Below are 12,072 nucleotides of genomic sequence, written 5' to 3' on the forward strand. Positions count from 1 at the left end.
CTCCCTGGAGGCGTGCAACGTGTCGCTGGCAGACAGCAATCCGACGATGACCAAGGAAACGGTCGACACTTTCCTGGACAACTACTACCAGCACCTCGCTCCCGAGGACCGGGCGCGCTACGACGCGGACGTGCTCCGCGAGCGTGCGCTCGCCCATCACGGTCTCGGAAGCCGCCGCTCTCCGGAGCAGGCGCTGGTCGAGGTCCGGACCGAACCCGGCTGCAGCGTGGTGCTGATCGTCACGGATGACATGCCTTTCCTGGTGGACTCCGTCGTCGCCGAGCTGGTCCGCCAGCACCGTGCCATCCGGCTCGTGGTCCACCCGATGCTCGTCGTGCAGCGCGACTCCGCCACCCATGAAGCCGGGAAGATCTCGCAGGTCCCCGCGCATGTGGGACAGACCAGCGGTGACACCGCGGCCATTCCGTCGCTCGCCGCCTTCGTCGCCGCGGAAGGCGCCACCACGCGTCTCGAGTCCTGGATCGCCGTCGAGATCGATCGCGCCGGCGAGGAAGAGGCGGCGGAGCTGGTCTCCGGCCTTGAAAAGGTCCTTCACGACGTCCGCACCGCCGTCGAGGACTGGCAGAAGATGCGTGACAAGGCCTCCGAGGTCGCCGATGAGCTGGGACAGCTCCCCGCCACGGCCGGTATCCAGGAAGTTGCCGGCGCCCAGGCACTCCTGCGCTGGATGGAGGACGACAACTTCACGTTCCTGGGCTACCGCGAATACGACCTTCTCGACGTCAATGGCGAGGACGTCCTGGAAGCGCACGAAGAGGGCGGCCTCGGCCTCATGCGGAGCCTCGGGGACTCTCCGAAGATTCAGCACCTCACGGATTCCGGTCGTTCCAAGGCCCGCGAGAAGCGCGCTCTGGTGATCACCAAGGCGAACTCGCGGTCCACCGTGCACCGCGCCGCGTACCTCGATTACATCGGCATCAAGAGTTTCGACGCCGCGGGCAACGTGACCGGAGAGCGCCGTTTCATCGGGCTCTTCTCCACTAACGCGTACACGGGCTCCGTGCGAACGATCCCGATCATCAAGGACAAGGTGCGCGCCGTCCTCGAAGCCTCCGGGTTCCCCACGGAGTCGCATTCGGGCAAGGATCTCCTCGGCATCATGGAGACCTATCCCCGTGATGAGCTGTTCCAGATGGACGTGCCGGAACTCGTCGCCACGACTCAGGCCATCATGCTGCTGCAGGAGCGCCGCCGTACGCGCCTCTTCCTCCGCCCCGACATCTACGGGCGGTTCATGTCCGCGGTGGTCTTCATTCCGCGTGATCGGTACACGACGTCCGTGCGCCTGCGCCTCCAGGACGAACTGACCCGCACGTTCGACGCGGTCTCCATCGACTTCGAGGCCCGGATGAGCGAGTCCGCCCTCGCCCGCGTGTTCTTCCGGATCCGGCTGCCGAAGGGCGCCGATCTGAGCGCATTCGACACCGATGGCCTTGAAGAGCGCCTGGTGCGCGCCGCCCGTTCCTGGTCCGAGGGACTGGGCGAGGTCCTCGGCGAGAACTACCCGGAGGCGACTGCGGAACGCCTGGCCTCCCAGTGGAGCGACGCCTTCCCGGCCAGTTATCGCGTGGATTACGAGGTGGAGGATGCCCTGCTGGACATCCGGCGCTTCGAGGACTGCCTCGCCCACGCGGCGGCGCAGGGCGGCGAGAAGGCGGTCGAACAGCAGATCCAGCTGCACGCGTACCTCCCGGAAGGCGCCGGCGAAGTCCTCGAGGAGGACGCCCGCGTCAAGATCTACCTGCTTGCTCCGCGAAGCCTCAGCAAGATCCTGCCGGTCTTCCACAACCTGGGTCTCGAGGTGCTCGACGAACGCCCCTTCGAGATCGAGACCAAGGACGGTCGGGACTTCTTCCTCTACGACCTTGGCCTGAAGTACCCGGCCGGCACCGATCCGCTGGCCAGCAGCAGCCTGCTCGCCGAATCATTCTCCGCGGCGCTGAACGGCACCATCGAATCCGACCGCTTCGACCGCCTGGTGCTCGCCGAAGGCATGACCTGGCGTCAGGTCCTCATCCTGCGCAGCTATGCCAAGTACATGCGCCAGATGGGCAACACCAACTCGTACGGCTTCATCGCGGACACGCTGCTGGCCAACGCTGAAGTCACGCGCGGCCTGGTGGCCCTGTTCGAGGCCCGCTTCGATCCTGCCCTGCCGACCGCCGGCGGCGAGCTCGACGACGACGGCCGCGCCGCCGCCGTCGAACAGGCTCACGCCGCGCTGGAGGAAGCCGTGGCGGGCGTCGCGACCCTGGACGCCGACCGCGTTCTGCGGACGTTCATCAACCTGATCGATCAGACGTTCCGGACGAACTACTACCAGGGCAAGGACTACCTCAGCTTCAAGCTCAACCCGGCCGGCATCGAAGGGCTTCCCTTCCCGCGCCCGGCATTCGAGATCTGGGTGTACTCGCCGCGGGTCGAGGGTGTCCACCTGCGCTTCGGCGCCGTGGCCCGTGGTGGCCTGCGCTGGTCCGACCGGCGTGAGGACTTCCGGACGGAGATTCTCGGTCTGGTGAAGGCTCAGATGGTCAAGAACGCCGTGATCGTTCCGACGGGCGCCAAGGGCGGCTTCTTCGCCAAGCAGCTGCCGGATCCCTCCGTGGACCGTTCCGCCTGGATGGCCGAAGGCATCGAAAGCTACAAGACCTTCATCCGCGGCCTCCTGGACATCACGGACAACCTGGTGACCGACGCGAACGGCGAGCACGTGGTGGCGCCGCGCGACGTCGTCCGTCACGATGCGGATGACAGCTACCTGGTGGTGGCCGCCGACAAGGGCACCGCGTCCTTCTCCGACATCGCCAACGCCATCTCGGCCGAGTACGGTTTCTGGCTGGGCGACGCCTTCGCCTCCGGCGGCTCGGTGGGCTACGACCACAAGGCCATGGCGATCACCGCTCGCGGTGCGTGGGAGTCCGTGAAGCGGCACTTCTCGGAGCTGGATCTCGACACCCAGAGCGAGGACTTCACCGTGGTGGGCGTCGGCGACATGTCCGGCGACGTGTTCGGCAACGGCATGCTCCTGTCCGAGCACATCCGGCTGCTGGCCGCGTTCGACCACCGGCACATCTTCCTGGACCCCCACCCCGACGCCGCATCCTCTTTCGCGGAGCGCAAGCGCCTGTTCGAGCTGCCGCGTTCGTCCTGGGACGACTACAACCGCGATCTGATCAGCGCCGGTGGCGGGGTCTTCCCCCGTTCCGCGAAGTCGATCCCGATCTCCGCTCAGGTCCGCGTGGCCCTGGGTCTGCCCGACGGCACCGAGGCCATGAGCCCGCCGGAGCTCCTCAAAGCGATCCTGCTGGCGCCGGCCGACCTCCTCTACAACGGTGGCATCGGGACCTACGTCAAGGCCAGCGCCGAAAGCCATGCCGAGGTGGGCGACAAGGCCAATGACGGCATCCGCGTCGACGGCCGTGACCTGCGCGTCAAGGTCGTCGGTGAGGGTGGCAACCTGGGCATGACCCAGCGTGGTCGTATCGAGGCGGCCCTGCAGGGCGTCATCCTCAACACGGACGCCATCGACAACTCCGCCGGCGTCGACTGCTCCGATCACGAGGTCAACATCAAGATCTTCATCGATCGCATGGTGTCGGCCGGCAAGCTCGATCCTGCGGAACGCGCCGCGTTCCTGGCGTCCATGACGGACGAGGTCGGCGAGCTGGTGCTTGAGGACAACATCGAGCAGAACATCCTGCTGCTCAACGACCGCACGCGGGTCGCCGAGTGGAGCCCGAGCTACGAGCGCCTCATGGACTGGCTGGACGTGAAGGCCGATCTGAACCGTGAGCTCGAGGCACTGCCCTCCACCGAGGTTCTGCGTCAGCGCCTGGCGCAGGGCCAGGGCCTGACCTCCCCGGAGCTGTCCGTGCTCGCGGCCTACGCCAAGATCGAGCTCGCCGACGCGCTGCGCGACAGTGACCTCGCGGACGATCCGTGGTTCGGCTCGACTCTCCGCGCCTACTTCCCGAAGGCGCTGGCGGAGCGTTTCGACGCCGAACTGGACAGCCACCCGCTGCGCCGCGAGATCATCGCGACCGTGGTGGCCAACGAGATGATCAACGTCGGCGGCATCACCTTCGCGTTCCGCGCGATCGAAGAGACCTCGGCGACGGAGTCCGCTGTGGCGAAGGCGTTCATCGCCCTCCGCGAGATCTACAAGCTGCCGGAGATGCTGAACGCTCTGAACAGCCTGCCGGCGTCGTTCCCCACCGCGCACTGGACCACCGTGCACCTGGACATCCGCCGGCTCCTCGACCGCGCCGTGCGCTGGCTGGTGGCAGACGGCGCGACGAGCGCTCCGGTCGCCGACATCGTGGCGGACTTCGGTCCGAAGGTCGCCGCCCTGCGTGGCCGGCTCGCGGATTACCTCCGTGGCGAGGACCTCGTCCGCTTCGAGGCCTGGCGGAACCGTGCAACCTCCTGGGGTCTGCCGGAGGAGCTCGGTGTCCGTTGGGCCGAACTCTTCGAGAGCTTCCCGCTCCTGGAGATGGCGCGGATCTCCCGCCAGACCGGCGAGAACATGGACGATGTGGCACGCGTGTACTACACGGTCTTTGATCGCTTCCACGTGGATTCGCTGCTCGAGCGCATCAGTGCCCTTCCGCGGGACGACCGCTGGCAGGCCCTGGCCCGTGCCGCGCTGCGCGACGACCTCTACTCGACGGTCGCCGACATGACCACGTCGGTCCTCGGGGTCAGCCAGGGGGAGACCCCTCCTGATGACCGGCTGGCTCAGTGGGAGGAACGGAACGCCGAGCAGCTGATGCGTGCCCGGAACATGTTCGAAGAGGTCAACTCGCTGGAGAAGGACGACATGGCGTCTCTCTCGGTAGCATTGAGGCTCTTGCGTTCCATCGTCCGGCACTGATCCAGGAGACTCCCCGTGGCCATATTCACTGATCCCATCAAGGAACATGCTGATTTCGGCCCCGGGGACGCGGAGTGGCTCCATCTGCTGGTCGGCGACTGGCAGATGGTGGCCGACCTCGCCTTCGCCGACCTCGCCCTGTGGTTCCCGGATCCCGAACTGGGATTCGTGGCCCTCGCCCATGTGAGGCCGTCCACGAGCCACACCGTGTTCCACACGGACTTCGTCGGCGAAGGCATCCGCTCCGACCTCCAGCCTTTGGTGGAGCGGGCCTGGAAGTCCCGCCACATCGAGCGGTCCTCCGAGGCGGCCTGGAGCAACGGTGACTCGGCGCTCCGGGTCGAGGCCATCCCCATGGTCCGCAACGGCCGGACCCTGGCGGTGGTCACGTCCCATCTGGATCTGTCGAGTTCCCGGATGCCGTCCCGTCTCGAACTCACCTACCGGCAGTGTGCCTATGACCTGCTCAAGATGGGCACTCAGGGTCTCTGGCCGGATTTCGCATCCCCCACGGGATCGCGCCGTGGCGCCCCCCGAGTGGGGGACGGGCTGATCCGGCTGGATGCCGACGGCATCGTGCAGTACGCCAGCCCCAACGGGGTGTCCGCCTTCCGCCGGCTCGGTGACATCGAATCGCTGGAGGGCCGCTCCCTCGCGGAGGTCACCGCCGGCCTGATCAAGGACCGGCGTCTGGCCGATGAGACCCTTCCGCTCGTGGTCACCGGCCGGATGCCACTCCGCAGCGAGATCGAGTCACGAGGCGTTTCGCTGACGCTGCGGGCGATCCCGCTGCGCGATGGAACCCATCGATTCGGCGCACTTGTCCTGTGCCGCGACGTCTCCGAACTCCGGCGCCGTGAGCAGGAGCTGGTGAGCAAGGACGCCACCATCCGGGAGATTCATCACCGGGTGAAGAACAATCTTCAGACCGTCGCGGCTCTGCTGCGGATGCAGTCGCGCCGCATGGTGAGCGACGAAGCCCGTCAAGGCCTGGAGCAGGCGATGCGCAGGGTGGCGACGATCGCCCGTGTCCACGAGACCCTGTCGCAGGGGCTTTCTCAGGTGGTCGATTTCGACGAGCTCATCAGCCCTCAGTTCCGTCTGTCGGCGGAGGTCGCTTCTCCGTCGCAGAAGGTGAGCACGGAGCTGACCGGTGAATTCGGCAAGCTGCCGAGCGACCTCGCCACACCGCTGGCCCTGGTCATCAACGAACTGGTCACCAATGCGGTCGAACACGGCCTGCAGGACCGTGAGGGCACCGTGTGGCTCGACGCTCGGCGCAGTGTGACCGAGGCGGGTGAGCGTCAGCTCACCGTCACGATTTCCGACGACGGCGTGGGGCTGCCGCCCGATGCCGAGCCGTCAGCAGGCCCCGGCCTCCTCGGCGGGACCAGTGGGGGACTCGGCCTGCAGATCGTGCGAACCCTCATCACCTCGGAATTGCGGGGGACGATCCGATGGCTGGCCCGGGAGGGCGGCGGAACCGATGTCCGATTGGTGATCCCGCTCGACGCCTGAGGCTGCGTGGTCCGTTCGGGCTGTCCCGGGCAACCCGCACCAGAATCAGCACCGACGCCGACCTTCAGCAATATCATCCGCTCGGGGCACCACAACGCAGTGGCGGGCCGGAACCCTCAGGTTCCGGCCCGCCACTGCGTTGTACTGCTCAGATGTTCAGCTGCTCCAGTGCCTCTCAGGAGGCTCGGCGAGCCCTTGCGGCGCGGCGCTTGAGCGCGCGGCGCTCGTCTTCGCTCATGCCACCCCAGACGCCGGCGTCCTGGCCGGACTCGAGCGCCCACTGCAGGCAGGTGTCCACGACGGGGCACCGACGGCAGACGCTTTTGGCTTCTTCAATCTGGAGAAGCGCTGGGCCCGTGTTGCCGACAGGGAAGAAAAGCTCGGGGTCCTTGTCCAGGCAGGCGGCACGGCTACGCCAATCCATGCGATCACTCACTCCAAATCTGTGTCTCAGGCTTTGTGAAAAATTTCACTTGGCCCTTCATAGGAAAGGGGCCATTTCTGGCCCCGCGACTCTATTAACAAGCGTGTCACGTTAACGCGGAGCAAACAAGGGGTGAAAGCCGTCAAATCGCCGGAAAACATGAGTGGTGCATCACATCCCCGGCTCAGTGATGTCCCGAATTTGACTATGTCCGGTAGGGTGCGAATGTGTCAAGGGCCCCGCGGAAGGGCGCCCGTCACGGCCTCTTGGCTGAGAGAGAAAGCATGCAGATGAATCCCAACCAATCCGGTGCCCCGACGTCCAGGCCACTGTCGGTCACGGTGGTCTCCCTGGTGGCGTTGGTGGAAGGACTCGTCCTCCTCGTGGTGGCCGGGATCTACGTGGTCAATCTCCTGGCGGGGACGCCGGTCCTCACTCTCGCGGGCGCCATCTTCCTCGCAGTGCTGTTCGCCGCGCTCGGTGTGGGCCTCATGGCGATCGGTCATTTCCTCTTCCGTGGCTACCGCTGGCCCCGTTCGGGTGCGTTGGTGGCGCAGCTCTTCATCCTGGCGATCGGAATTCCGACCCTTCAGGCCGGACTGATCTGGCAGGGGCTCCTCATCATCATTCCCGCCGCGGTATCGGCCGTGCTCATTTTCGACCCGAGGGCGGTCGCCTACGGACGCTGGAGCACTCAGGCCGCGGACCCCGACGAAGAGACCGGAGCTGAGGAGAAGCGGAACGGCGGGCCGGGAAACGGCCAGCCGACGTCCTCTCAGTAGCCGGCTTCACGGCAGGCGACGGTTCAGCACGTGAAGTCGTCTTCAGAGCGGGATTGAGTACATGGCAAACCGCTCGGCGCCCTTCTTCGCGCCTTGGCCGACAGCTCTTCACTCACTGTTCTTGACTCGCGGGCTTCTCACTGGCCGTCCTTTCACCGACCGGCTCTTCGCCCGCTGCCCTATCACCGGTCGCCCGTTCATCTATCGGCCGGCAGCGGGGTCCTGCCCGTGACGCCCGCCAGTGGCAGGCCGAGCTATGACAGGCCGAGCAATGAATCGTGCGTCCGGGGCGTGCCGATGCGTGGGTCGGATGCCGGCTGCGCAAGGTGCAGTCCTGTTCCAAGCCGTGAGCTTCTGATGAGGACGCGGGAGGAAGACGGGTCGAGCGCGGCTAACGCCCGGGAGAGCCGGAGATCATCCTCGATCCTGGCGGACGGCAGATAGAGCGTGTGATTCAGGGCTCCCAGGGCACGGGAGGCGGCCAGACCTTCCTCTCCGCCGAGGAGATACCGGATTCCGGAGTTTCCGCCGTCACGGAGCAGTTCGAGCAGTTCGCCCTCCAGCCCGTAGTGCTCGGAGTGCCGTATCGCCGCGAGCGTGGCCTCCCAGGACTCGACGTGAACGACGTACTCCCGCCCGGCGCCGGGTGGACGATCGCGTAGTTCGCGGACCAGCTGCGCGAGGCCAGGGGTGTCCCGGGCGGAGATGATCCGATGCGGCAGGATCCGGGCCGGGTTCCCCTGCGTGAACGAGTCCGAGCCGGAGTCGTGCTGAACGTCCCGATCGTGCTGAACTTCCTGACCGCCTCGCCACTCGTGGCCGCGCTGAACCTCCTGACCGTCCCGCCCTTCGTGGCCGTCTGCAGGGGTAGGAGGGACCCGCTGGGTGTCGTGCCGCGCAGCAGTCACACCGGATGGCGAGTGTGCGGTGATGGAGGTGAGGCGCCGCGAGGGGCTTCTCAGGACTCTGCCGAGGAGATGCGCGGTGAGTGTCGCCCGGTCCTGGGGAGCCCCGAGCAGGCCTACCGAATCGCCCCGCGACCAGGTCAAGACCGCCAGCCGTTGTGACGCGGGAAGGTCTACCAGCGCCAGAGCGGGGAGGCCATCGCTCGAGGCCGACCCGACATCCAGGTACGTCGCCGGATCGAAACGGCTGGGAAGTGAGGGCGCAAGAACTCGTCGCGGCTGGGGTGACCGATCGTGTGAGGGCAGCGAACGACTGTCGCCGGAGCTTCTGCGGAGCTGTCCTCGGCCGTCTTTCCGCTCGCTCGGCTCCGAGGGTTCGGAAGGCCGTTGATGAGTGAACCGGTCGGCGTTCCGAGGAGGGTCGCCCGTCCAGGCCTCCCAGGCGGAGGAGATCTCCGCGCACCAGGTCGCAAGGTGTGAATCGTCCGGCACTGCCAGTGGCGCATCCACTCCTCCGGGGGTTTCCGGCCCGACGACTCCCTCCGGATTCGTCTCCGGATCGTGCCAGTCCGTCACGCGCACCTCGTCATCGCCCAAGGGCGGTACCGAGGCCGTGTCGGCGACCTGGATCAGTGTCCGGACGGCACCCTTGGCCACGAGGGCGCGGCCGGGGATGTCCGACGCGATTCCGGCAGCTTCAGGCGTGCCGATCACGTCGAGGGAGTCGAGCTCGGACGGCAATCTGAGGGCGATGCTCGTGCCGAGGTTGGCCCGGATGTCGGCGCTGACCGCACCTTGAGGCCGCTGCGTGGCCAGGATCAGGTGCACGCCCAGGGACCGTCCGATACTTGCGAGCCGGACCAGCTCGCGGAGGCTGTCCGGCGCGTGATCCATCATCATGCGGAACTCGTCGATGACCAGACAGACCCGGGGGAGCACCGGTTCGTCGGGCTGCCGGAGGCTCCGGTACCCGATCCAGTCCGAGACTCCGAGCTCCCGGAACCGTTGTTCCCGGTAGGTGATCTCGGCCCTCAGGGAAGTGAGGGCCCGATCCAGCTCGGACGGGCCGAGGTCGGTGACCACGCCGTGCACATGGGGCAGGCCACTCAGTCCATCGAACGCGGCGCCCCCTTTGAAATCGACCAGGATGAATCCCACCTCCGACGGCGGCAGGTGGCTGGCCGCGGAGAGCACCAGGGTGCGAAGAAGCTCTGACTTTCCTGAGCCGGTGGTTCCGGCCACGAGGAAGTGCGGTCCGTCCTGGACGAGGTCCAGAACGGCGGCCCCTTCCTCCGTCGCACCTATGGGGAAGAGGAAGGAATCCTTGCCCCAGGAAGAGCGCCAGGCCTCAAGGACCATCGAGGAGGAGCTGGGCGCGAGCGCGGCGAGAGGAATCCTGCGATCCAGGGCCCGATGGCCCGGGGTGGCTTCAGGAGTTCCGCCCGTGGAGAGACTTCGGAAGCCCCGGCAGAACCGATCCAGGACTTCTGAGGAGACGAAGTCGGGGATGAAGTTCCGAGTGCGGCCGTCCGTGGTGCCACGCTGCGCTGTCCGGCCTGGAACGCCGTGGATCGACGTGACCGTGCCCTGGGTGCGGTGGACCGTTGCCACGGCGAACCCGTGAGGTGCTCGGAGAGTCGAACCGCTGCGGCCGGGCGGGTTGCGCAGCACAGGGGTGACGACCGCGGAGAACGTGCGTGTTCCGGAATGACGCGGGAACGGCATGTCCGGCGAGCCGACCGCGACGACTTCGGTCATCTCTGTAGTCTCCTCGCCAGTTGGAACGAGTCCGGCCCAGTCCTCGGCCCATCGGACACCGGAAAGGAACCGGAGGGATGACGGCAGGACCTTCCGCGGATCCACCAAGACGATTCCTGGCCGACGGCCCTCGGGTCTCCGGACGAGCTGGACGATCAGGCCGCAGACGAATTCCACGTAGTCGGAAGGTTCGGCCACGACCACCAGCCCGGGATCGGCCCGGACGATGACCGGGGCGTCCGGATGAACCAACGGGGAAGATCCTGTGAACGTTCCTCCCGATCCACCCGGGCGCCGGCCCCCCAGTATCCGGGGGAGACTTGGCGCTCGCCAGAGACGACGAGCGCGGAAGGGCCCGAGCGATCCCTGTCGGGCCTCCGGGTATCGTTCCGAGGACGACAACGCCCGCCGGCCCCGATGCAGGCCCGCCACGCGGCCCGCGCCTCGGCTCAGACGGAGGCCCGCCCACTTCTCACCGCGGGCGGCCCCCGCATCCTGTCCCGTGCCTCCCGAACGGGCGTTCCACTTCCGGATCTCCCGGGCGGCGAGCGGCGAGTCCGGCCGGCACTCGACATCGGCCTCGGCGTCACCGGTGCCAAACCGGAGCCAGAGGCCGCCGTCCGAAGCGTCCCGGTGCGGACGTGCGCTCCCGGACGAGTTTCCGGTGGGGTCGGCCCCGGGTGGCCGATCGCCGCCCCGAACTCCCGGCGGTGGGCCGTCCTGCGGCGACGTGGAGGCCGCACGGGCGAGGAGCAGCGTTCCCAGGGGAGGGAAAGCGGTCTCCTGGCGCTCGCGATCCAGGGCGACCGCCTGGCACAGATGCGCACGGAACGATCGCGCGGCTCCGTTCCCCGCGATCGCGGGATAAAGGAAAGGCGCCGACGACAGCAGTGAGAGGAGGGCGAATTGCCACGATCCCGAGCTCCAGGCCAGTGCCACGCCACCGAGCAGGGGGCCGGCGGACAACAGCACGGTCGCCAGCCGGCTTTGGTGCTGGTGCGGCGCAGCGATCTCTTGGGGCGGCCCGGGCGGTTCCCCGAGCGCGCCCAGATCCGCCTCCCACAGTGCGGTCGGCCTGATCGCGAAAGCGGTCGCGCCGCACCGGAGGATGACTTCCGTCGAGAGGTCCGAGGTGCCGCGGACTTCAGCGCCGTTGAGGGTGGTGCCGTGCAGACTGCCGCGATCCGTCCACCGGATGGCGTCGGGCGACACTGAGAGGATCGCATGATTCCTCGACAGGCTCGGATCGGTGAGATGGAGGGGTGAACTCCCTCGTCCGAGGTGATGATCGCCACGTCGGAGGGGGAGGACGGCTCCCGAGTCCGGTCCGGAGAGCACCACCAGGTCGAGATGGGGCTCGGCGTCGTCAGGATCGAGGCCGCCCTGGCCGCCCAGCACGGTCGGCGCGAGGATGACGCATCCCGTCACGAGTGGTTCACGGCCGGGGGCGAGCGCGTCCAGGGGCTCGCCCGCGACGGTGTAAGGTCCCGGTCCATAGCGGCGGCCGAGCGCGGCGGACAGGTGTTCTCCGCTCGCCGCCGGCCCGCACTCGACGGTGAGTTCCACCTGCCGCGAGCCGAAACCGGAAGGCGCCCGCGCGCCGTCGGGCATGACGAGCGTGCACTCCAGGATCACCGGCGGCTTGAGAGCTTTCATGACCTGAAGACTAGGGAGGGATTTCCTTCGAACAGACCCCTTCGTCTCGCTATGTGGACAAACCGGGCCTCCGGCCTGTGCACATAAACTCGGGTACCCTAGTTCAGCAGGCGCATGCTCCTCCGTGCATGGGCG

At 67.3% G+C, this 12,072-nt stretch carries 5 protein-coding genes; 3 read left to right on the plus strand and 2 right to left on the minus strand.

The genetic code is table 11. The features are described 5' to 3' along the window. Positions 1-46 precede the first annotated feature (46 nt). Both AB6732_RS03125 and AB6732_RS03130 read left to right on the plus strand, forming a co-directional pair. A complete protein-coding gene (locus AB6732_RS03125; protein ID WP_370958214.1) occupies positions 47-4,894 on the plus strand; it encodes an NAD-glutamate dehydrogenase in 4,848 nt (1,615 codons plus the stop codon). Between the two features lie 15 nt (positions 4,895-4,909). Beyond that, complete coding sequence (locus AB6732_RS03130) at positions 4,910-6,412, plus strand: sensor histidine kinase (protein WP_370958216.1); 1,503 nt, start codon at positions 4,910-4,912, stop codon at positions 6,410-6,412. 175 nt (positions 6,413-6,587) lie between these two features. Here AB6732_RS03130 and AB6732_RS03135 read toward each other — a convergent pair whose 3' ends face one another. Next, positions 6,588-6,836 (minus strand): WhiB family transcriptional regulator, encoded by a 249-nt coding sequence (locus tag AB6732_RS03135; protein WP_066211085.1) that lies wholly within the window; start codon positions 6,834-6,836, stop codon positions 6,588-6,590. A gap of 290 nt (positions 6,837-7,126) precedes the next feature. Between AB6732_RS03135 and AB6732_RS03140 the strand changes: the two genes are divergently transcribed. Continuing rightward, a complete protein-coding gene (locus tag AB6732_RS03140; protein ID WP_370958218.1) occupies positions 7,127-7,618 on the plus strand; it encodes a hypothetical protein in 492 nt (163 codons plus the stop codon). Between the two features lie 254 nt (positions 7,619-7,872). Here the strand turns inward: AB6732_RS03140 and AB6732_RS03145 are convergent, their stop codons facing one another. Further along, positions 7,873-11,937, minus strand: a complete 4,065-nt coding sequence (locus tag AB6732_RS03145; protein WP_370958220.1) for an FtsK/SpoIIIE domain-containing protein — start codon at positions 11,935-11,937, stop codon at positions 7,873-7,875. Positions 11,938-12,072: the final 135 nt, after the last annotated feature.

Source organism: Arthrobacter sp. RCC_34 (assembly GCF_041360795.1).
GTDB lineage: Bacteria > Actinomycetota > Actinomycetes > Actinomycetales > Micrococcaceae > Arthrobacter_E.